Raw genomic sequence first — 23,837 nt, forward strand, 5'->3', positions numbered from 1 at the left:
CTTTTTAAAAGTCTGGCAATTTAGTAATTTTGCAACTCATAATTTTAATACTTAACATTATGTTTGGAGATATGATGGGAATGATGGGCAAACTTAAAGAAACCCAGAAAAAAGTTGAAGAAACTAAAGAGCGTTTGCACAGTGTTTTAATTGACGAAAACAGCAACGACAATAAACTTAAAGTTACAATTACAGCCAATAGAACTTTAAAATCTATATCGATTGACGACGAATTGCTTCAAGATAAAGAAATGCTTGAAGATTATTTAATTCTTACACTCAATAAAGCAATTGAACGTGCTACAACAGTTCACGAAACTGAAGTCGCTTCAGTAGCTAAAGCAGGTATGCCAAACATTCCAGGCATGGATATGTTTAAATAGATATTTAGACTAGTAAGATTATTAGATAGTTAGTTAAACTGCTAGAAGTTATTTAATGTTTCTAGCAATTTTTCATGCATAACATTGGTATAATCTAGGTGAGTTACCATTCGTAATTTATTACTTCCCATACTAATAATATGTATGTTTTTTGAAGCCAATTGCGCTACAAATTCATTATCATCTACATGAGATTCTAATTCAAAAATAACGATATTAGTTTCTATGGGTTCAACCTTCTTAATAATAGACATGTCTTGTAAAACAGCTCCAATGTCCTTAGCTTTTTTATGATCTTCTGAAAGTCGCTCTACATGATGATCTAAAGCATACAATCCAGCTGCAGCCAAGTAACCCACTTGACGCATTCCTCCTCCTAAAATTTTACGAATGCGAATCGCGTTTTGCATCAATTCATTATTTCCAATTAAAACAGAGCCAATAGGACACCCCAAACCTTTACTCAAACACACCGAAATTGTATCGAATAAGACTCCATATTGTTCAGCTGTTTCATTTTTAGCCTCTAGAGCATTCCAAAGTCGCGCTCCATCAAGATGATATCCTAAATTATGCGTATCACAAACTGTTCTAATTCGTTTTAGTTCTTCAAAATCCCAACAAGCTCCTCCTCCTTTGTTGGTTGTATTTTCAACTTCAACTAATGAGGTTAACGGACTATGATAAAAATCTGGTGGATTAATAGATGCTTCAACTTCGTTAGCTGTAAACATACCACGATGTCCATCAATTAATTTACAAGAAATACCACTGTTAAACGATGCTCCTCCTCCTTCATAATTAAAAATATGCGCATATTTATCACATATCACTTGCTCTCCAGGATTGGTATGTAACTTTAAAGCCGTTTGATTTGCCATACTTCCAGTAGGGAAAAAAAGTGCTTGATCCATTCCAAACATTTCTGCCAAACGCTTTTCTAAAGCATTAACCGTTGGATCTTCTTTATAGACATCGTCTCCAACCTGAGCAGACAACATCGCATCAAGCATGCCTTTAGTTGGTTTTGTAACTGTATCGCTTCTTAAATCAATAATCATAACTTAGTTTGAATTATAATGACACAAATCACTACCAATTGGTGATCCATCTGGAATTTTAGGAGCAGATGACAATTTAAATTCTTTCGGATTATCATTAAACTGAACAATCATTTGATTGTACTGCATTTTATAAGCATCATTAGTGGTTAACGATTTAATTGTAATGTCTCTTATGGCTTTATTTGCCAATGCTTTCACTTGAAAAAACGACTGGTCATTTGCTGCTAAATTCATCAAATACTTCAATACATTTAAATTAATCATCTGCTGAATTCCGTCTAGATAAGTATCATCATGTGTTTTATTAAAAGCGTTATCAATAAGTGTGTTTAGCATGTCTTCAAGACCTAATTGCTTAGCATCTAAACTCTTCTGCTGAATCATTCTATTAGCGCGTTGTGGATGCAATAACAAACTTAAAGTCATATCACTAGCAGTTACTGCAGCACTCATTGCATCAAATGCTACACCTGTTTTGCTAGAAAACGATTCTCGTCCTCTATTATAAGTATAAGCTCTAGGTGGAAATAGTTTTAATTTATCTTTTGGAATCGCCAAAGTTTCTGCTGAAATGGTTTTCAAAATTGTGGTTAATGCTTCCTTTTGAGTTTTAACATCAACAGGATTTACAATTGTTTGTCCATCACCTTTTATAGCGTAATTATAATCTAATCCACCTATAACTTTCGCAGCAGCTTCAGTTTGATAACGATGGAAAAAATATAATGGCACAAACACATCTTCTAAAACAGAATACGGTTCATTTTGTCTAATATTATCTTCGGAAAAATTTTCAATAGCTTTTTGTCTTACTGCTAAAACATTATTCAATTCTTCTGAAGCAGACTTACCATTATCCCAAAGATGAGCATGTGCATGAGCTCCACCTTTTGCTCTAGCATCAGAATCTGAAATAAATTGATGTCCAGCTAAAGTTGCTGCTTTTAAAATTTTGCTGAGCTCTTCTTTTTCATTTGAATTATTTTCAAATTCAGAATAACTATAAGCAACCGTAACTTTATCCCATTCACCAATACCTACAGCATAAGCATCGCTTAAATCTATTTCGCCATTTGTGAGTTTTACTGTTGGATGCGGATAATCCATAACTGAAGCTCTTCCGTTAGTACTTGCTGCAAAATTATGCGCAAAACCAATGGTATGACCAACTTCATGAGCACTTAATTGTCTGATTCTAGCTAAAGCCATGTCTAACATAGGTTGGTAATTATCGTCACGTTCAGCAAATGGTTTGTTTAATAATGCTTGCGCAATCATAAAATCTTGACGAATTCTTAAACTACCAAGACTTACATGACCTTTTATAATTTCACCAGTTCTAGGGTCAATAACGCTGCCACCATAACTCCAGCCACGAGTAGAACGATGAACCCATTGTATGACATTATATCTACAATCCATTGGATCTACATTTGCTGGCAGCATTTTAACTTTAAAAGCATCTTTAAATCCGATAGCTTCGTAAGCGTCGTTCCACCAACGTGCTCCATCTAATAAAGCCGAACGTACAGGTTCAGGCGTTCCAGGATCTAAATAATAAATGATAGGTTCTTTGGCTTCACTAATTTGAGCGTTTGGATTTTTCTTTTCTAAGCGATGACGAATAATATATCGCTTTTTAATTGGTTCTTGTATTGGTGTTGCGTAATCTAAAAACGACATTGAAATGGCACCACTTCTAACATCAAACTCACGCATTTTATAATTATTATCAGGCAATTCAATAAAGCTATGATGCTGAATAACACTTACCAATGATGCTGTTGGAGATACTGTTCGCAGATGTTTACCAGTAGGTATTCCTTTAAAGGTTAGTAAGGCTTCAAATTCTATATTTTTTGGAAACGCTTTAGTTCGTTCAAGCGATAAAGCACTTTTGCTTTTGTCTAATTGATATGAGCCTTCTTTTTTTCGTTTTAAAGTCGCAGAAACACCATGAGCATCTTCCATTAAAAATGGTGTGATATCAATAATATAGTTTCCATTAGTCTCCTCTTCTATTTTAAATCCATACAAAACCGATTTGGCAAAGGCTTGTTCAATACTTTTCTTTTCTAAGTCATTATCAGTAATCGCTCGATAATTTTGATTGGGTTGAATGAGTAGTAATTTATTTCCAGCCTTTTCAAATTTAACAATGCGTTCTCTTCCTAACTGTCCTCGATCTAATCCAATATCGTTACTCCCAACTCCTGTTGCAATTGAATTGACATATAAAAATTCTTGGTTTAAATCTTTAACTTCTAAATAGATCTTATCTTGGGCTTCTTCATAATAAAAGTCAAAAAACCCTTTATAGGTTTCTAAGTCTTTATTATTTAAAACTTGTGAAAATAACTGAGAAACGAATAGACAAAAAACGATGACGAGTATGCGTGGTTTCATATCAAAAATTTAGCTTATAAAATTACATAAATTAATACTAAAAAAGTAAATTAAATCTTTCGCTACTGAGACTTTCGCTTTACATTTGTTAAAAATTATTTTTATGATTACTTCAGATCAAATTAAAGATCTTAATACACGCCTTGATAAACTAAGGCACTATCTTTGACATTGATGCCAAATTGATAGAAATTTCTAACGAAGAAGAACAAACATTTGATCCAAATTTTTGGAACGACTCCAAACAAGCCGAATTGGTTATGAAATCAATTCGAGAGAAAAAGAGCTGGATTGAAGATTATAATTCTGCCAAAACTTTATTAGAAGATTTAGAGGTTATTTATGAATTTTATAAAGAGGAAGAAGCCACAGCTGAAGATGTTGAAAACAGATTTAACAAAGCCATTGCTGTAGTTGAAAAGTTAGAATTCAAAAATATGCTATCTGATGAAGGAGATAGTTTAAGTGCTGTGCTTCAAATTACGGCTGGAGCTGGTGGAACTGAATCTTGTGATTGGGCAAGTATGTTGATGCGTATGTATTTAATGTATGCCGAAAAAAATGGGTTTAAGATTAAAGAATTGAACTTTCAAGAAGGTGATGTTGCTGGAATAAAAACAGTAACTTTAGAAATTGAAGGCGATTATGCCTTTGGTTGGTTAAAAGGTGAAAATGGTGTGCATCGACTGGTTAGAATTTCTCCTTTTGATAGTAATGCCAAGCGTCATACCAGTTTTGCTTCAGTTTATGTGTATCCTTTAGTTGACGATAGTATTGAAATTGAAATCAATCCTGCAGATATCGAAATTACGACAGCTAGATCAAGTGGAGCTGGTGGACAAAACGTCAATAAAGTAGAAACAAAAGTTCAGCTTACTCATAAACCTTCAGGGATTCAAATTTCATGTTCTGAAACACGTTCGCAGCATGATAATCGTGCTAGAGCAATGCAAATGTTAAAATCACAATTGTATGAAATAGAATTGCAAAAACAAATGGCGCAACGTGATGATATTGAAGCAGGAAAAATGAAGATTGAATGGGGAAGTCAAATTAGAAACTATGTAATGCATCCTTATAAATTAGTAAAAGATGTACGTTCTGGTCATGAAACTGGCAATGTTGATGCTGTAATGGATGGCGATTTAGAACCATTTTTAAAAGCTTATCTGATGATGATGGGACAAAAAGAAGACAATCAAAACGAATTATAAACTATGATTACAATATATCACAATCCGCGTTGTTCAAAGTCCAGACAAGGACTTGAGATTCTTGAAAATTCTGGCAAGGAATTTGAAGTTATTAAATACTTAGACGAACCAATTTCCGAAGAACAATTAAAAAAGCTTATTGGTATGTTAGGTATTCAACCTATTGACTTAGTGCGAAAAAATGAAGCCATTTGGAAATCTGATTTTAAAGGCAAAGAACTTTCAGATAACGAAATTATTTCTGCTATGGTTAAACATCCAAAACTTATAGAACGACCTATTGTTGTTAACAATGGAAACGCTGTAATTGGTAGACCTGCTGAAAACATAAAAGCGTTAATTAAATAATATTAATTCTGATGAAATATTTATTTATAATACTTGGTTTAATTTTAATTAGTCCTAATCTTCAAGCCCAAACTAAAGAGGAAAAAGAAAGAGCGAAACTTGAAGAACAAATAGAAGAAAAGAAAGTAATATATATTACCAATATTATTGATGGTCTTGAAGAGTTAGATGAATTTCAAAAGCACATTCTCAAACAGCAACTCTTTTCGTATTATGATGAGCTTTCAAAAATTTATATGCTTGATGCAAAAACGTTCGAAAAAGAAGCTTTAATTAATCAATTAGACAGCACTCATTTTAAAGACTTTGAAGAGATGCTAGGTCGAGAATTTATAGATAAACTCTTAGATAAAGTTAAAGGCAAAGACAAATCAGATCAGAAGAAAAAGAAAAAGAAGAAGAAAAAAAGGAAAAAAAAGAATAAAAACTAATACATATAATCTCGTTTTATATTCAATCATTCTTTAACAAATGATTAACCCTTCTTAGTATAAGTAATTCTAACTTTGTGCACCTAAATTCTACACATCCTGAATTACTTAAATATGAAATTAAAACTAATAGTACTCCTCTCTTTTATAACGACAATTGGATATGCTCAAAAAGACATAACTGTTACTGGTAAAGTTATTGATGCAGAAGAAAGTTTTCCTTTAGAATATGCTACGATTTCCTTTTTTAACAAGTCTGAAAACAAAGTTACCACTGGAGGAATCACAGATATTAATGGTAAATTTAAAATTGTAGTGCCTTCTGGAACTTATGATGTAAAAATAGAGTACTTGTCCTATACCACAAAAACATATTCGGATACATTACTCGACAAAAATTTAGATTTAGGCACAGTTGGTTTATCTCTAAATTTAGAAGCGCTTGATGCTGTTGAAATTGTAGCAGAACGCACCACAGTAGAAATCAAATTAGATAAAAAAATATACAATGTTGGTAAAGACCTTACCGTTCGTGGTGGTACTGTAAGTGATGTTTTAGATAATGTGCCTTCGGTTGCAGTTGATGTTGAAGGCAATGTATCACTAAGAGGACAAGACAATGTTCGTATTTTAATTAATGGAAAACCTTCAGGTTTAGTAGGTTTAAATTCTACAGATGCACTGCGACAATTGCCAGCTGAATCTATAGAAAAGGTTGAGGTTATCACTTCACCTTCAGCAAGATATGATGCTGAAGGAACTGCAGGTATTTTAAACATCATTTTAAGACGAAGTAAACTACAAGGCTTAAATGGAGCCATCACTACAAATGCTGGTTATAATCCTTCCGCAGGAATTTCAGGAAATATTAATTACAGAACAGGAGATTTAAATATTTTCAATACAACTGGTTATAATTACAGGGAAGTTCCTGGAAATGCATATACAAAAACAACCTATAAATCATCACTAAGTAGCTTAGAAGAAACTCGCGAATTCGATAGAGTTAGAAAAGGTTTTAATACTAATTTTGGAGTTGAATGGTATATAAATGATTCTGCATCTTTAACCACTTCTATTTTTTATAGAGACAATAACAATGAGAGTAATACCACAAACAAGTTAATTCAGTTTGATAGTAATAATAACATTACAAGTGTAGGAACTCGATTTGATCCAGAGATTGAAGACGATAAAACCATACAATATGCTGCAAATTTCACAAAAAACTTTAAAACTAGTGGACATAAGCTCACTTTAGATTTTCAATACGAAGACAGTAATGAAGATGAAAACTCTTTGGTTGCTGTAGATGGTTTAACCAGTGAAAAAGTAGCAACTCTAGAAGACCAAACTAGAATATTATTACAAGGTGATTATGTGTTACCTATTGGAGAAAATGCACAATTTGAATTGGGATATCGCGCTAATTATAATAATCAATCTACAGATTATGAAGTGCAGCTTTTAGATGAAAGCACCAATGAGTTTTTAATAGACATAAACTTATCTAATCTATTAAACTATAAGGAATATGTTAATGCTGTATATACACAATATGGTAGCAAACATGGTAAGTTTTCTTATTTATTAGGTTTGCGTTTAGAAAACACTCAAATTACAATAGATCAACCAACAAGTGGAGATTTTAATAAAAAGAACTATACAGGCTTATTTCCAACAGTAAATTTAAACTATGAGTTGTCTGATAATGAAAGTCTTACTCTAGGTTATAGTAGACGTTTGCGTAGACCTCGTTCTTGGTTTATAAATCCTTTCCCTTCACGCTCTAGTGTTACTAGTATTTTTCAAGGTAATCCAGATCTAGATCCTAGTTATTCTGGTACTTTTGATTTAGGTTATTTAAATCGATTTGGAAAAATAACCCTTAACACGTCTGCCTACTATCAACATGCAACTGATGTATTCAATTTTGTAAGTTTTGATACTGGAGAAACTGTAGAAATAAACGGAGAAACCGTTCCTGTTGTACAACGTACACCAATAAATCTTTCGAGCGAAGATCGATATGGTTTTGAATTTACACTTAGCTACAGACCAAATCGTAAGTTTAACACAAGTGCTAACTTTAATTTCTTTAAATCAAAGTCTGAAGGTGTAGATCCAAATGGTGTAGACTTAGGAAATGAAAATACCAGTTGGTTTGCACGATTAAGTACTAAATATACTTTACCTGCAAATATAGAATGGCAAGTTCGCATGAATTATCGTGGTCCAAGTGAAGATGCTCAAAACAAAAGAGAAGGTATGTTTTCAACAAACATGGCATTTAGCAAAGACTTATTTAAAGAAAAAGCGTCTATTGCTTTTAATATTAGTGACCTATTTAATTCTAGAAAACGAATTATGGACACAAACACAAACACATTTATTAGTACAAATGAATTTCAATGGAGAGAGCGTTCTTTTAACCTATCGTTTACCTATCGTTTTAATCAAAAGAAAAAACGTGAACGATCAGGAAGAGGAAATGGTGACGATTTAGATTTTGAAGGATAGATTTTCTTTGCTTTAAGACACAAAAAAAGGAAACCAATTTGGTTTCCTTTTTTTTATAATTTATAAAACAATTAGCTATTTAAACGCTTTGCTTTCTTTTCTTCTTTAATTTCTTTCATACGCTCTATTAGCGATCCACCAATCCAATAAGGAATTACAAATGTGAGTAAAAAAATCATTAACCAAAATCCTATAGTTAAAATGGTTAAAAATGCTAAAAATCCTAAATATTGGTCAAATTCAAACATGTGGTTATTTTTTGTTAAGGCAAAGATATAATAATCCAATTTGTTTTACAATAGTTTGTTTGGGTTTTATTAACAGGATATTAAAAATCTTACTCTTCAAGACTTTTTAAGAATATTCTTTGTGCTTCTATATCATGTAAATCATGTTTAAGTAATCGTCTTTCTATTTTCTTTTTAGCAAAAAAACTTGACCACTCTACAATAGGAATAAAATCTCTATGACCAACACCATCAACAATAATCATCTGTATCGAGCCATCTTTAAAAACTTTACAACAAATATTTTTTGAACGAATATCATTAGCAATTACTCGATGTTTAATCATTAAACGTTTTAAACGATCAAACGCTTTACGAAGCATATCATCTGTAATCTTTGGATCTGGATTTAAAAGGTAGTATTCCATGGTTTTTGAAATCTCACCTGTAGTTTCATCTGTTATAAAATCATACACATAACCAGTCCCTAGATTGGTTTCTACTTGACCATGGTATTTTGTAAAAAAAGGGTAATCAAATTTCTTCCAGTTCTTTTTACTTATCTTTTTAAAATAATTGATTTCATAAAGCAATCTAGAAGTATTTAACTCTTGCTTACTAATTTTTATACACAAATTTTTATTCTCAGGATGCAAATAACACTTTTGGTATACACCTTCAGCTATAAAATGTTTGTCTTTAATTTCAATCATTTAATTTATAATTAGCAACCTATTGTATTAGGATTTACACATTTAATTTAGCGAAGTTACTTTTTTAAATATAAATGAAAAATTTAAGTGATAAACATTAAACAATTACTATCAAAATCCTAACTTTGTGACACTTTAAAATTACACACAAAATTATGGATTTTAGAATAGAAAAAGACACAATGGGTAATGTAAATGTGCCTGCAGATAAACTTTGGGGAGCACAAACTGAGCGCTCAAGAAATAATTTTAAAATTGGTGCTCCAGCATCTATGCCTTTAGAAATTGTTTATGGCTTTGCATATCTAAAAAAAGCTGCTGCTTATACTAATGCAGAATTAGGTGTTTTAGATGATGAAAAAAGAGATTTAATAGCACAAGTTTGTGATGAAATTTTAGAAGGAAAACACGACGATCAATTCCCTTTAGTTATTTGGCAAACAGGTTCAGGAACACAAAGCAATATGAATGTGAATGAAGTTATCGCTAACAGAGCGCATCAAATTGCAGGTAAAGTTATTGGTGAAGGTGAAAAAACAATTCAACCTAATGATGATGTCAATAAATCGCAATCGTCAAATGATACCTTTCCAACTGGAATGCACATTGCTATTTATAAAAAAGTAGTAGAAACCACTATTTCTGGAGTTATCAAATTAAGAAACACATTGCATAACAAGTCTGTTACCTTTAAAGATGTTGTAAAAATTGGTCGCACACACCTTATGGATGCGACACCTTTAACACTCGGACAAGAATTTTCTGGTTATGTATCTCAATTAGATCATGGTTTAAAAGCTTTAGAAAATACACTTCCTCATTTATCAGAATTAGCACTTGGTGGAACAGCAGTTGGTACTGGACTAAATACTCCTGATGGTTATAGTGAACTCGTTGCAGAATATATTGCTAAGTTTACCGATTTACCATTTGTTTCAGCAGATAATAAGTTTGAAGCATTAGCTGCTCATGATGCACTTGTAGAAACTCATGGTGCTTTAAAACAATTGGCTGTTTCTCTAAATAAGATTGCTAACGATATTCGCATGATGGCTTCTGGTCCAAGAAGTGGTATTGGTGAAATTATAATTCCTGCTAACGAACCTGGAAGTTCTATCATGCCAGGAAAAGTAAATCCTACTCAATGTGAAGCATTAACCATGGTATGTGCTCAGGTTATGGGTAACGATGTAGCGGTTACTGTTGGAGGTACTCAAGGACATTACGAATTAAATGTATTTAAACCAATGATGGCTGCAAATGTGTTAGAATCTGCACAGTTAATTGGTGATGCTTGTATTAGTTTTGAAGCACATTGTGCCTCTGGAATTGAGCCAAATCATGAAGTTATTAAACAACTTTTAAACAATTCTTTAATGCTAGTAACAGCTTTAAATACAAAAATTGGTTACTATAAAGCTGCAGAAATTGCCAATACAGCACACAAAAACGGAACTACTTTACGTGAAGAGGCTATCAATCTTGGTTATGTAACTGCAGAAGATTATGACGCTTGGGTAAAACCTCAAGACATGGTAGGTTCTCTAAAATAAATTCACTATATTATATTGATAATCAACAACCTTCAACTATGAAAACAACTTTACTTAGATTATTTATTTTCATTTTATTTTGTTCAACAGGATTTGCTCAAACTACATTTCTATCACCACAAAATATTGATCCTGATACAGGAGATGAACCACTTGAAATTGAATCTGGTGATTTAGATGGTGATGGTAATATTGACCTTGCAATGGCTACATTTGATGCTGGAGGAAGTCTCGATTATATAAAGTGGTACAAAAATGATGGTTCTGGAAACTTTACAATTCAACCAATCATATCTTCAACTATTACATGGATTGATGGTTTAGAAATTGCTGACATTGACGGACAATTTGGTGAAGATATCATTGTGTCATCACAAAATCAAAATAAAGTTGTTTGTTTTTTAAGCGACGGTTCTGGTGGCTTTGGTGCTGAAACTCCAATTGACAATATGATTTCTGCTCCTGGTGAAGTCAAAGCTGGTGACATAAATTTAGATGGTAATATAGATATCATTGTACCTTCATTTAGTGAATTCAAAACAGTGTGGTATCAAGGTGATGGCTCTGGAGGTTTTGCAACTGAGCAAATTATTCAAATAGATGCAGGAGGTATTGACACTTCATATTATGTTGATGTTGCTGATTACGATGGTGACACAGATTTAGATGTTTTGGTTGGGATTTTTAAGTTTCCTGCACCACAAAAACTTGAAATTTATTATAATCAATATATCGAAAGTGGATCTACTGCTGTAACATGGATTAAAGATACTCAATCAGTTGATGATAGTATGTCGAGAATTAACGACATTTCATTTGCTGATGTGAATAACGACGGACAGTTAGATGTGATTTCTGTAGACTATAACTCTGGTGACGTTATTTGGTATAATAAAATTAAAAATGGTACTTCTACACCAACTGTAATATCTGATGCTTCAATTATTTCAAATCCAGCTGTGGCTAGAGTTGTCGATATCGATGGTGATGCATTAAACGATGTTATTGTTACCGATTTTGGAACAGCTGATGATGCTATTATATGGTTTAAAGGGAATAGTAATGCTAGTCCAGATTCTACTCCTACTACAATTTTTGATAATAGTATTCAAATGGTCGATATAGCAGTTGCCGATTTTGACACTGATGCAGATAACGACATTGCTGTTGTTGGTAATTTTAGCGACACAGTAAACTGGTTTGAGAATGAATTGATAACACTTAGTGTAGAGGATGTATCTTTGGATGGACTAAAAATTTATCCTAATCCAACAGATGATATTCTACATATAAAAACAGAAAGAAGTGATGCTTTAAACCTAACTATCCTAGATGTTGTAGGTAAAGAAATTATACATACATCTATTAAAACAAAAGCTAGTATTGATGTGTCTCAACTTGAAGCAGGAATCTATTTAGTTAAATTTGAAGGTTTTGATACGACTCATAAATTTATCAAGAATTAATATTAGACTTTAGTATTTTTCTGAAAAGTATAGCGTTAGCATTTTGCTAGCGCTTTTTATTTATTAATTTTAAGCTCAACTTATATCTATGTCAATTCTAATCACCAACATAAAAGAACTTGTTCAAGTAAGAGAAACTAATGTCACGATCGTTAAAGGTAGTGATATGAAGCATTTGCCTACACTTAAAAATGCATATTTATATATAGATCATGATACTATTGTCGAGTATGGTAAAATGGAAGACTTATCTGGTATAGAAGCCGATGAAACTATTGATGCAACAGGAAAAACTGTCCTGCCAACTTGGTGTGATTCTCATACTCATATTGTGTATGCTGGAGATAGAACTCAAGAATTTGTAGATAGAATTAACGGACTTTCCTATGAAGACATTGCAAATCGTGGTGGAGGCATTTTGAATTCTGCTGAAAAACTTCAAAACACCTCTGAAGATGCTTTGTATAATCAAGCTGCACATCGTTTAAAAGAAGTCATTAAACTTGGTACTGGAGCTATTGAAATTAAATCTGGCTATGGCTTAACTGTTGAAGCTGAATTAAAAATGCTTCGTGTTATTAAACGTTTAAAGAAGGATTTTCCTATAAAAGTAAAACCTACGCTATTAGCTGCTCATGCACTTCCAAAAGCTTTTAAGAATGATAAATCTGGATTTATCGATTTGGTTGTAAACGAGATGATTCCTGCTGTTGCCAAAGAACAATTAGCCAAATATATAGATGTGTTTTGCGAAAAAGGATATTTTGATTTAGAAGATACACAACGTGTTCTTGAAGCTGGAATACATCACAAAATGACACCAAAAATACACGTCAATCAATTTAATGCCTTTGGTGGTGTTGCATTAGGTGTTGAGCACAATGCTTTGTCTGTAGATCACCTTGAAGAATTAAATCCTGAAGATGTTGACATTCTAAAAGACTCAAATACAATTCCTGTGGCTTTACCTGCTTGTTCGTACTTTTTGAGTATTCCTTATACACCTGCTAGACAATTGATAGATGCTGGATTACCTTTAGCTTTAGCAACCGATTATAATCCTGGTTCTACGCCAAGCGGAAATATGAATTTTGTTGTTTCTGCAGCTTGTATCAAAATGAAAATGACACCTGAAGAAGCCATCAATGCTGCAACAATTAATGGTGCTTATGCTATGGATATCTCAAATATGTACGGAAGCATTTGTCGAGGCAAAAAAGCAAATATCATCATTACCAAAGCCATTCCGAGTTATCATTATTTAGCTTATGCTTTTGGTGATAATCATATTGATACAGTAATCATTAACGGACAAAAATATTAACTGCAATACACTTAAAAAAAACATCCGAAAGCTTAATGCGCTTTCGGATGTTTTTATATGCTTTTATTAAACTTAGATTATTATTTTAAAGTAAACTCAGAAGTAGATACCAATTCATTTTGATTAAAAACGTTTACAACATAACGTCCAGATTCAAATTCATCATTTGGAGCTACAAACTCACAAATATCTAAATTTTTATTTTCGTAATTAAATTTGCTTATTAAACTATAATTTAAAACCGTCTCATCAAATTGAATTTGTTCATTTGCTCCCAAGACATTGTTTTTTGGATCTAAAACCTGAACATATAACTCCTTATCTCCTGCTCCAACTAATGCATTTTTTGCAACAGTGTAACATACTCTAATTTTATCACTTCGTCTTGCTCTTTCAGTTGGAATTAGCTTTCCTGAATTTCTTTCAATCACACCAAACCCTTTTAAACCAACAGTTTGTAATACAGATGCATTTTCAACTACTTCAGATAATTGCGTATTTTGAACCAATAGCGAATCGGTAAAAACTGCTCGTTCTTGTAATTGCATATTGGTACTATCTAAAGATGTGGCTAACAAGGCATTTTCAACTTTTAACTTATCATTTTCAGTAAGTAAAACATCCATTTCCTTTTGTAAAGCCAGATATTTCTTTTTATATCTCCATAAACTATTGACACTGTTTTGAGATATTTTTAATGAATCCATCAAACCTTGAATTCGTTCTCTTGCTTCTACAAGATTTTGATTAGCCGCTTCATTTTCTCCAATAACAACGTCATACTGTTTTGCCATTGAACTTAAATCTGCCATCACCTGCTCTTTCTCTCTAGTGAGTGTTGCTTCATTTTCCTTTTTCTCGTTGTACAACTTAGACGTGTAAAATGCAGTACTTAAAAATAGAGCTAATAATATTCCTAATGCTATTTTTAACCCAATACTCTTACTATTAGAATTTTCCATATTTTACTTTTTATATTATAATTTTAAACGTTAATTCTTTTAATTTTTTTGCAAGGCTGAAAATAAAAAACAGTACTTTTAATACATCAAAATTAATCAATTTTGTTGATGGAACACTTAAAACCTTTTACAAGTTCAGAATTATCTACCATTCTGAAAAAACGTCCCAAAGAAACCAAATTTGGAGAACATGTCACCTTACTTTCAGACTTAGACAATATATACGAGCAGTTGTTAAAATTAGATGTCACATATGTTCTTTTTGGTATTAAAGAAGATATTGGTGTGTTTGCAAATCATGGAAACACAGGAACTTCAAAGGCTTGGGATGCAACCATTAAAGTTTTGTTAAACATTCAAAGTAACTCCTTTACGCATGCCAAAAAAGTGGCTATTTTAGGATGTTTAGATTTTGAAGCCTATCAAAACAAGCTTCAAAAATTAGAGCAAGACAAAAAGAAAGATGTGCAAAAAGCGCGCAAATTAGTCTCAAAAATAGATGAAAGCGTTTCGTTTTTAGTAGCACAAATTGTTCGTGCTGGAAAAATCCCAATTGTAATTGGTGGTGGCCATAACAATGCTTATGGAAATATTAAAGGCACGTCATTAGCATTAAAAAAGTCTATAAATGCCGTTAATTTTGATGCTCATCATGATTTTAGAGCTGAAGAAGGCAGACATAGTGGAAATGGTTTTAGCTACGCGTATGCTGAAGGTTTTCTGAAAAACTATTTCATTTTTGGTTTGCATGAAAATTACATTTCTGAAGCAATTTTAAAAACGATAAACAAGATAAAATCTGTACAGTTCAATACGTATGAAGCTATTGCAATTAGAAAGGAATTAAAGTTTAAATCTGAAATGCAAAAGGCTTTAAATCATGTGTCTACTACTAATTTCGGATTAGAAATTGATTGTGATGCGATATTGAATACGTCTAGTAGCGCAATGTCTCCTAGTGGATTTTCAGTAGAGCGTGCTCGACAATTTGTTCACTACTTTGGCTCACATAATAATGTTAGTTATTTGCATATTTGTGAAGCAGCTCCTACTTCAGAAAATGACACTCAAGTAGGAAAATTGATTTCTTATCTCATTTCTGATTTTATAAAATCGTATGAAAGCATTTGATATCATTCCGTTTAACAACCAATATGCCAAAAACTTCTATGAACTAAATATTGAATGGCTACAGACGTATTTTTATGTAGAACCCTTTGACGAGGAAGTTTTAAGCAAACCACAAACATATATTATTAATAAAGGAGGTCATATCTTTTTTGCAAAACAAGGCGATACTATTTTAGGAACCGTTGCACTTATGCCAACTGACAATCCATTAGTTTTTGAGCTTACTAAAATGGCAGTATTACCAAATTTACGCGGACAAAAAATTGGTCAGAAGTTATTACAGCATTGTATTGATTTTGCTAAAGAAACACAGCTTAAAGCACTTATGCTCTATTCTGCTCGCAAATTAGAAAACGCTATTTATATGTATAGAAAATATGGATTCATTGAATTAGAACTAGAACAAGATAGTCCATATAAGCGTAGCGATATTAAAATGGAATTAAGATTCAACTCGTCTTTTTAATCTAGAATAGATTTAAAAATTACTACTGCTAGAACAACTATAAAAATTATAATTGCAGCAATCATTTGAAATTTATAATACTTCGAAATCGTATCCCAAAACGAATTCTTTTTCATGAAGATTAGTTTTCACCTAAAGCTTTTAACAAATCTATTTTACGTTGAAGAGATTCTATTTCTTTAGTTTTTTCATCTACTTGCGGAATTGCCATAATCGAATCTACAGCTTGCTGAATGATAAGATCTTCATCTGTTAGTTCCTCTTGATAATAATAACCAATACCTTCGCTCGATCTCCACGCTTCTCCCAATTGGTCATACACTTCTTTGTCCCAAGTACTAGGATGCTTAACATCTATCCAAACCACATCACGATACTCACTATCAATTAATGCTAAATCTGGTGTTGCTGAACCATCAAATTGGCCTTCCTTATTTTTTGCTGAAACAGTTCCTAAAAACAATAAACGTTTACGGCCAGCAATATCCTTAATATAAGGTCTAAACTCAACAGGTTTATTGGCATCCCAATCAAATTCTTTTCGCGATTCTATCATCTTTAATGGCATAGCCGAAACACCAGCATAACCTTGTTTTTTTGCAGCATGATCATAATAATATAATTTATCTGTACCATCTGCTGGCACAAAAACACTGTAGGTTAAACTAGTTCGTTCTTCACCTACTGGTTCTAACCCGAACCAATGATATAGACCACTATAAGCATCACTTTCAGAACCTGCAAAATCAAAATCGGTTACAAACGGTTGCTGATTTTGATCTTCTGGCATTTCTGGAATTTTCACAGCTGTGAGCATATTCCAAGGTAATGGATCACTAAATCCACCTAAAAACTTTAAAGATTCTGCTTGTAAGCGAGATACTTTCTCTGCCAAGGTGTTTTGCTTATTGAGATATGGATAATTTTTCATCTCATCTGGAGCAATATAAGTGCCTTTGCCAATAGCAATACGTTCAAGATAATCAGAAAAATCGTGCTCTCCATTGTCAATAACCATCACACCACCAAAACTAGGATATGGAAAAAAGAAGCCTTTCCATTTTATCAAACTTACAACCTGAACCCATTCGTCTTTATCATTTTTCATATAAAATGTATCGCTTGGTTCATAATTAATCAGCATCCACGGATTAAAACGTTGTACCACAGCATTGTAGGTGTTTCGGCTAAATTTTAAAGATTCACCAATTGAAAAGGTTACAGGAATTCTATTTTCAGCAGAAAAACGCGGAAAAGGCGTAGTACTCGACACTGAAAACACCTCTTCTGTATTATCACTTATTTGCTGAAAGGTATAATTTTCAGAAGGCTGAATAGCCATAGTCCATTTATTTTCATCATCAACTCTAACCAAATGCGGAAGCGATACATCTTTAGTCTCGCCTACACTTTCATTTGCCATCGAAAAAATATTTCGAAGTGGTTGGATACGCTCATTTTGTGTTAAAGGCAATTCATTGATTTCTACACGATTCAAATCATTAAACACATTATAGGTTTTCATGTAATCATAGAGTTTTAAATGCCAACCAACAAGATATAATAATCCGAAAAAAGCAATCATAACTGCAAGAATTCCCAAACGTTTTCCTGTGCTGGCAGAACTTCTAAATTTTTTAAGTCCGAAAAGCAATACCACCAAACTCAATATGATAATGAAGATGTATTTTCTAACAAATAACAATGCAGGTTGATAATCATCTCTAAGTACAACTAATGCTATTAATAGCACTAAACCTAAAATGATAGTTATCGTTTTTTGTTTCTTTCCTTTATTCCAGTATGATTTGATCATGCTTCAAATTTTATTGTCAGGTCGAGCGCAGTCGAGACCTTATTTAAAACCTCTCGACTGCGCTCGAGGTGACATTTTGGTAGAACTTGAAAGTTCTGTATAATATTATAAATAAAACATTACATCAATCCTTTATCTTTTAAACGCTCTCTAGCCGATTTTTTGTTAGGATCAACTTCTGGTTGAATGTCTTCTTTTGCATCTTCAATCACTTCATTATCTCTAGTTTTGAAATCTTCAATAAGGTCTTTTCCTTTTTCAACAGCAGAATCCATTATATCTCCAATAGAATCACTTTTTTCTTCAACGACTTTAGTCGTTTTAATTACAAAACTAGCCAAATATGTGCCTATTAAAGTTCCTGTTGCAAATGATGCAAAACCAGATAGCACAAAATAATTAGTAAAGACTTCTATTGGTGTTAAAAACTGAAGAATTAATCCTATAATAAGTACACTAGTCACAATAAAAATGAGTCTAGGAATAAAAGCCTGTTTATAGACAAACCCTTTTGGATTATCTGGACTCATTTGCAACTCTTTACTGTTTACAATTTTATTTAAAAACCGATAAACATTATTACTATTAGATTCTCTCCAATACAGAAAAATTCCAAATAAAATTGACGCAATAAAAACGATAAGATCTATTCCCATAGTTTAAAAGTTTGAAGCACGAAGTTAGAAGCTATAAAGTTCTCTTCATTGCTTTATGTTATTATTTTTTTTCTAAAAGCGATGGTCATATTTATTAAATCGAAACAACTTTTATAATACATAATAAATTCTTCTTCACTAATATAATTTCTTCGCTTTGCTTTATGCAAGCAAGTTACTACTTCAGCAATAGATCTTATTGCATAACCTAGAAACCTTTTGTATTCTGCTCCAGATTGTAATATTGAACCTTCAGAAATATTCAATGCAATAGAATCTGATGCTCTCCTAATTTGAGAAGGTAGATTAAACTGTTCTTTTTTAGGAAACTTATCGGCAACTACATTCATATTTTCACCTAAATCCATTCCTTTCTGCCAAATTAATAAATCTTCAAATTTAAATTTCATTAGCTTCCATTTTTATAAAGATAATAAACTTGATAACTATTTATATCAATATTTACTTCTAGTCTAACTCCAAACTTCCAGCTCCTAGCTATATATTATTACGAATAACCTCAATAACCCAATCCTGTAAAGAGTCTTCCCAAGTATCGTAACGTTTATAAAATTCTTGTTTATCGTACCAATATAAAAACAAGACATCTTTAGGTGCAATATTTACTAATAGCTTCCAAATTAAATCCTGATGCTTAGGATGTAAACTAGAATGTGGTTCGTGCATTGCTTCAAACAAATCCTCATCAACAATATCAGAAATTTTGTATTGATTGCTCGTTTCAAGCTTTTCAAGATAACGTTCTACACTCATTACTTTTTTACGAGCTTCAATATCAATTTTATTCAAATAACTTTTAAACAATAATGAATCGTTTAATATATTTCTAATTGAATGCTGCGGAGTTTTAAGATGTTGAGCAAATTCAAATTTCTTGATACGATCATAACGTTTTGTTGCAACAATGTCTTCTAAATCGTAAGTTATTATAATATGATCGCGAAGCTTTTCCATTAGTTCTGGTTGCGAAATATGAAAAATAATTACCTCATGAAAGGTGTCTTTAATCGCTTCCTTATGCCATTTTTCATCTTCGAAGACTACTATTGGAGAAATAAAATCTCTAAGCACATAGATGCCTCCAAATGATCTAGTATAAAAAGAATCTACCTTAAAATCTATAGCTGGTAATTCTAAATCTCGTTGTCTTAAATCGCCATAAGTTTTAGCAGACTCTAAAAGCTCAGCATGAATATCTTCGTCAATAAAATTATGATCTTGTTTGAATTTTTCAATAAGCGCAAACTGTTCTTGCTGTTGATGATACAAATTATTCATCAAGTGAAAATTGATATGAATTGTATCGTATTTGAGGACATCTAAAGGTTCGTAAAAAGTGTCTATTCGTTGATCAAAATCGATACAAATGGCAGAGTCTCTAGTGATGTCATTGATTTTATTTCCGTAGGCTTTAAAAATATGTTGCATCATTTCCCTATCAAATGTATGATTAGGCAAATACACAGGTTTGTTATTTTGCAAAGGTGAAATGATAATACCATGAGGATTCGATTCACCATTACTGAGATAGTGTTGTTCTCCTTTTTCTTCGGCAATTTCAGGACTCCAACCAATACCATCAATAGAAAATGTTTTGAGTTTAGTTTCTTCAAAACCTAGTTTAACCAAACACTTATTGTAGCGTTCAACTAGCTTTCCTGAAATTGGAATCAATTCACTTCTATATAAATTAGCGTCTTTTAATTTTTGCATTTTCTTAATGAGTTAAAAGTTTGAAAGTCTAAAAGCTCAATGTAATTTTTCAATCCACTAAACTTTTTAGCTTTAATACTTTCTACTTCCCAAATTGTTCTCTAGCTTCTCTATCAATATTTAATTGATTTACTCTTGCATCTACTTTACGTTTAAAATCGGTATCAGCAATTGTTGCCACATTATCTAAATATCGAACCACTTCTTGACGTCTAATCTCTGAAAAATCTAAACCTTTCATATTAGCACGCATTAACTCCTGAAGCATATTAAATTTGGTGTCGTAATCTTTTTTGAAATACAATTCTGGATTCTCAAACCAATCTTTTTCTAAATCGAAATCGGTTAAACGCAACGAAATGGCACTTTGAATATTTCGCACATCACGAGATGAAAAGAATGGAAAAATCTTTTGAATCTCTAAATACAGATTTGCAAAAAACAAATGCTCATTTGTTTTAAAACGTTGCTCGACCTTATCGTACACTTCTAATACACGTTCTTCGGTTGGTTTATCTGAAACTTTAAGAATTTCTCCCATATTTTTAGCTAAACCTTGATTTTGAAGATAATTATAATCATTTGGACCTTGCATATTGACGAAATCTGGCATCGTATCATCAAACTTTCGCCACCATAAATGATCTTGATCTAAGAAATCATGTTCTGTACGTGCTCCATCGATTTTAAAACGACCTTGCACACGAGAAATAACCGCTTTATCTAACATCTCTGGAAGATTTGTAAAAAGTCCGATAGAACTATTTCCATAATTTACAGCATAAGCACCTTCAGTATATCTTAAAAACACACCAATCACTTCTTTTACACCAGCAGAAACACCTTGAGCAGTACGTTCTTGCAGGTTGTTTTCGGCATCATCGATTGGAGCAAAAATCAATTTTGAAGGATCTTGTAAAGGTTTCATCCACTCAACCATTTTTTCGGCAGAACCACCTTGAAAGGTTGAAATTAAAGTATCTGGCATGGGATGAAATAAAAACGGAATTTCTAAATTATCACAATGCTCTTTTAAACGAGTTGCAATAGCAGCAATCAACATACTTTTTCCAGTTCCTGGAATTCCGTAGCCCATAAACACAGGCATAAATCCGCCTAACTCTTGAAACGGATTCTTTTTGGCTTCAAAATCGTAACTCAGCATACGCTCTGTTAATCGACGAGCGAAATGTTTAGCATCTCTATTTCCTACAATTTGTTCAAATTGGATTTTATTAAATTCGACACTTTTGGCTGCGCCTTGAAATACATTATCCCAACCTGAAACCGCAAATTCAGAATTTTCAAGCTTATAGGTTCTATCAGTTATGGTTTCGGTGTATTCTAAACTGCTTTTACGCATTTGAATCTCAGCAATTAAAGCTTCAAAAAAGACTACTGTAAAATCGACTACGTCTTTATCTTTAGTAATCATTTCTGGATGTCCTAAATACTTTTCATAATAAAATAACGCGCAAGAAATTCCTTTTAATGGTGACATTAATGAGACTTCAGGAATGCCAGCAAACTTGTTTTTCATAACACTCAAATCATCTGAAGCCACAGATCGCAAGTCATGTAAAATTTTATATGCCATAGAAAACAACATAAAAGCAGTTGCTGTTTGCATTTTACTTTCATATTCTCGTTTCCCAGAATTGTCTAAAGCCGATTTGTTTTCTGATAAAGTAGATAAGCCAGAAGCATCATAATAGCTGTCTTTTATCCAAATTCCTAAGGTTATACCTTCTTGAACAACATATAACGATTGATTTAAATGCACAGGAATGGCTATCGATTCTGGCAATAAACGCTTTTTAAGCTCTAAAACTGTTTTAGAAACTGAAGTAAGCTCTGTTCCACCATTTCCTTTTGCTCTTGACAAATACAATAATATGGATTCGTCTTTTGCATCTTTATCTTTGTTTTTTGCACGCTGACCTTGTTCCCATTGCACACTTTTTATGTAGGAAGTCGCTTCATCACGAAGCATATCAAGTTCGTTTTGTTTTATAGGAAAGGTTGAGTTGTGTTCCATGTTTGATTATAAGTTTAAAGTCAAAAGTTTAAAGTTGTAAAGTTTTCATCGCACTTATTATTTTGCTACGGAAAAATATTTACTTCAATTTTAATTTAGCCATTTCAATTGGTGGTTTTGCTAATACATTCATAACTTCTGGTGTTTTGTTGTATAACAATTGAATGATACGATGTGGCGCAAATACATATTTTTGATGAATAATATCACTCCATTTTTGTAAGGTTTGCTTACTAAAGTAACCTCCTTCTTTAAATTCACTTCCTGAGAATACTTCATCGACTTTTAATGACAACGCATAAGATTCTAATGGAATAGCTTTACTAGCAATATTTTGAAGCAACATATGTGTAATTTCATTTTCGTCTTTGGCAAATACATTATGTAAAGGTCCTAAATCGATACGTTTAATATGCTTTGGTCTTACATCATTAAGTTTTCTGTCAATACCATAAGCCATCGTATCTAAATCCATTTTTCGATCTGCAGTATTTTTTAAGACTTCATAGATTTCATTTTTATAACCTTCTACATTTCTACCATCGTAATCAAAATACATAAAGCAAATAAATGGCCTGTTTTGAGCAACATCATAAAAACTCCAACTTGTCATGTATTGTGCTGAAGCTGTATCTGGAGCTTCAATAATTTTACCTTGAACAAAGCGATTAAAAATATATTTTTGTTCTACTGAAGTATAATATACTATTGAAGCCGCTTGAAACAACTTATCTCGATTAACGGGTTGTTTTCGTTTTAATAGCTGATTAAGAAAATCGTCTTGTAACTCTGAAACATCTTTTAGTTTTGAGATATAATTATCTCGAAGTGATAAATCGTTAAAGAGGTATCTAAATTCTAGATAATTTGGAAAACCTGAATCTGTGAGATCGACTTTCATATTATCTTCTGCATCGTACATGTACTTGATACGCATGGCTTCGATGGAATACAATAGCAAATCGCAGTATTGTTTAAAGAAAATTAATTCCTTTTCTGTGCATAAGGCTTCTGTTTGCACACTAACAATAAGCTCTTTCAATACAAAATCGACCATTTTGTGGTAGAAGATATACTGATCTTTAGAGTCTAATACTGCGGAATCTAATGGTGTTACAATCATTTATAAGTTATAAGTTGAAAGTAAAAAGTTGTTTGGTTCATAATTTTTAACATTGACCTTTAAACTTCATCTTCTTTATTAAGGGAATAATGATTTGTATTATTATGCTCTTAAATTGAAGAGATTGCGTTAAGGATTGATGCGGCATCCTTTTTTGTGCTGTACTTCGAGAGCCTCAGTTAGCAGAACAAAAAAGATATAGCGGAAAGCCTGGTTCTACGAAGCTTTAGCGAAGTAGAAAACGCCCATTTCTCGATACAAT

Annotated in this window: 21 protein-coding genes; 10 read left to right on the forward strand and 11 right to left on the reverse strand. The window is 32.3% G+C overall.

All coding sequences use genetic code 11. The annotated features are described in order from the left end of the window. Positions 1-59: 59 nt before the first annotated feature. On the forward strand, positions 60-383 hold the full coding sequence (locus tag ACP15M_RS02100) for a YbaB/EbfC family nucleoid-associated protein (protein WP_425075515.1): 324 nt from the start codon (positions 60-62) through the stop codon (positions 381-383). 41 nt (positions 384-424) lie between these two features. On the opposite strand, the gene ACP15M_RS02105 is transcribed toward ACP15M_RS02100, so the two are convergent. Together ACP15M_RS02105 and ACP15M_RS02110 are read right to left on the reverse strand one after the other, a co-directional pair. After that, a complete protein-coding gene (locus ACP15M_RS02105) occupies positions 425-1,444 on the reverse strand; it encodes a threonine aldolase family protein (RefSeq protein WP_425075516.1) in 1,020 nt (339 codons plus the stop codon). A 3-nt stretch (positions 1,445-1,447) separates the two neighbouring features. After that, entirely contained in the window at positions 1,448-3,853 is a 2,406-nt protein-coding gene (locus ACP15M_RS02110) for a zinc-dependent metalloprotease (protein ID WP_425075517.1), read from the reverse strand. Between the two features lie 103 nt (positions 3,854-3,956). Between ACP15M_RS02110 and prfB the strand changes: the two genes are divergently transcribed. The 4 genes from prfB (at position 3,957) to ACP15M_RS02130 (ending at position 8,366) form a co-directional block, all read left to right on the forward strand. Next, a protein-coding gene (gene prfB, locus ACP15M_RS02115) for a peptide chain release factor 2 (protein WP_425075518.1) occupies positions 3,957-5,067 on the forward strand; the annotation gives its coding sequence in 2 pieces (ribosomal slippage) (positions 3,957-4,019 and positions 4,021-5,067; 1,110 coding nt in all). A gap of 3 nt (positions 5,068-5,070) precedes the next feature. Further along, positions 5,071-5,415, forward strand: a complete 345-nt coding sequence (gene arsC / locus ACP15M_RS02120) for an arsenate reductase (glutaredoxin) (protein ID WP_425075519.1) — start codon at positions 5,071-5,073, stop codon at positions 5,413-5,415. Between the two features lie 11 nt (positions 5,416-5,426). Continuing rightward, a complete protein-coding gene (locus tag ACP15M_RS02125) occupies positions 5,427-5,846 on the forward strand; it encodes a hypothetical protein (RefSeq protein ID WP_425075520.1) in 420 nt (139 codons plus the stop codon). Between the two features lie 114 nt (positions 5,847-5,960). Continuing rightward, positions 5,961-8,366 (forward strand): TonB-dependent receptor domain-containing protein, encoded by a 2,406-nt coding sequence (locus tag ACP15M_RS02130; RefSeq protein ID WP_425075521.1) that lies wholly within the window; start codon positions 5,961-5,963, stop codon positions 8,364-8,366. 71 nt (positions 8,367-8,437) lie between these two features. Here ACP15M_RS02130 and ACP15M_RS02135 read toward each other — a convergent pair whose 3' ends face one another. Continuing rightward, positions 8,438-8,614 (reverse strand): hypothetical protein, encoded by a 177-nt coding sequence (locus ACP15M_RS02135; protein WP_425075522.1) that lies wholly within the window; start codon positions 8,612-8,614, stop codon positions 8,438-8,440. A gap of 89 nt (positions 8,615-8,703) precedes the next feature. Continuing rightward, entirely contained in the window at positions 8,704-9,306 is a 603-nt protein-coding gene (locus ACP15M_RS02140; RefSeq protein WP_425075523.1) for a YrbL family protein, read from the reverse strand. A 155-nt stretch (positions 9,307-9,461) separates the two neighbouring features. On the opposite strand from ACP15M_RS02140, the gene fumC reads away from it, so the two are divergent. The 3 genes from fumC (at position 9,462) to hutI (ending at position 13,649) form a co-directional block, all read left to right on the forward strand. Next, positions 9,462-10,859: a class II fumarate hydratase gene (gene fumC, locus ACP15M_RS02145; protein ID WP_425075524.1), complete on the forward strand. Its 1,398-nt coding sequence runs from the start codon at positions 9,462-9,464 to the stop codon at positions 10,857-10,859. Between the two features lie 38 nt (positions 10,860-10,897). Continuing rightward, positions 10,898-12,325: a T9SS type A sorting domain-containing protein gene (locus ACP15M_RS02150; RefSeq protein WP_425075525.1), complete on the forward strand. Its 1,428-nt coding sequence runs from the start codon at positions 10,898-10,900 to the stop codon at positions 12,323-12,325. Positions 12,326-12,413: 88 nt separating this feature from the next. Continuing rightward, positions 12,414-13,649: an imidazolonepropionase gene (gene hutI, locus ACP15M_RS02155; protein ID WP_425075526.1), complete on the forward strand. Its 1,236-nt coding sequence runs from the start codon at positions 12,414-12,416 to the stop codon at positions 13,647-13,649. An 80-nt stretch (positions 13,650-13,729) separates the two neighbouring features. Here the strand turns inward: hutI and ACP15M_RS02160 are convergent, their stop codons facing one another. Beyond that, positions 13,730-14,611 carry a chromosome partitioning protein ParA gene (locus ACP15M_RS02160; RefSeq protein ID WP_425075527.1) on the reverse strand — a complete coding sequence of 294 codons (882 nt, stop codon included), beginning with the start codon at positions 14,609-14,611 and terminating at the stop codon, positions 13,730-13,732. A 108-nt stretch (positions 14,612-14,719) separates the two neighbouring features. Between ACP15M_RS02160 and ACP15M_RS02165 the strand changes: the two genes are divergently transcribed. Further along, positions 14,720-15,742, forward strand: a complete 1,023-nt coding sequence (locus ACP15M_RS02165; protein ID WP_425075528.1) for a formimidoylglutamase — start codon at positions 14,720-14,722, stop codon at positions 15,740-15,742. Then, on the forward strand, positions 15,729-16,208 hold the full coding sequence (locus ACP15M_RS02170; protein ID WP_425075529.1) for a GNAT family N-acetyltransferase: 480 nt from the start codon (positions 15,729-15,731) through the stop codon (positions 16,206-16,208). The genes ACP15M_RS02165 and ACP15M_RS02170 overlap by 14 nt, the downstream gene beginning before the upstream one ends. 121 nt (positions 16,209-16,329) lie before the next feature. Here the strand turns inward: ACP15M_RS02170 and ACP15M_RS02175 are convergent, their stop codons facing one another. The 6 genes from ACP15M_RS02175 to ACP15M_RS02200 all read right to left on the reverse strand — a co-directional run bounded on the left by ACP15M_RS02175 (position 16,330) and on the right by ACP15M_RS02200 (position 23,575). Further along, on the reverse strand, positions 16,330-18,024 hold the full coding sequence (locus ACP15M_RS02175; RefSeq protein ID WP_425075530.1) for a hypothetical protein: 1,695 nt from the start codon (positions 18,022-18,024) through the stop codon (positions 16,330-16,332). Positions 18,025-18,143: 119 nt separating this feature from the next. Continuing rightward, a complete protein-coding gene (locus ACP15M_RS02180; protein ID WP_425075531.1) occupies positions 18,144-18,680 on the reverse strand; it encodes a hypothetical protein in 537 nt (178 codons plus the stop codon). 53 nt (positions 18,681-18,733) lie between these two features. Further along, positions 18,734-19,090, reverse strand: a complete 357-nt coding sequence (locus tag ACP15M_RS02185; protein ID WP_425075532.1) for a four helix bundle protein — start codon at positions 19,088-19,090, stop codon at positions 18,734-18,736. An 88-nt stretch (positions 19,091-19,178) separates the two neighbouring features. After that, the gene (locus ACP15M_RS02190; RefSeq protein ID WP_425075533.1) at positions 19,179-20,414 is read right to left on the reverse strand and encodes a DUF6638 family protein; all 1,236 of its coding nucleotides are present in this window, start codon (positions 20,412-20,414) and stop codon (positions 19,179-19,181) included. Positions 20,415-20,496: 82 nt separating this feature from the next. Beyond that, positions 20,497-22,452: an AAA family ATPase gene (locus tag ACP15M_RS02195; protein ID WP_425075534.1), complete on the reverse strand. Its 1,956-nt coding sequence runs from the start codon at positions 22,450-22,452 to the stop codon at positions 20,497-20,499. 79 nt (positions 22,453-22,531) lie between these two features. After that, positions 22,532-23,575 carry a hypothetical protein gene (locus tag ACP15M_RS02200; RefSeq protein WP_425075535.1) on the reverse strand — a complete coding sequence of 348 codons (1,044 nt, stop codon included), beginning with the start codon at positions 23,573-23,575 and terminating at the stop codon, positions 22,532-22,534. Positions 23,576-23,837 lie beyond the last annotated feature (262 nt).

This window comes from Psychroserpens sp. S379A, from assembly GCF_049800755.1.
Classification (GTDB): domain Bacteria; phylum Bacteroidota; class Bacteroidia; order Flavobacteriales; family Flavobacteriaceae; genus Psychroserpens.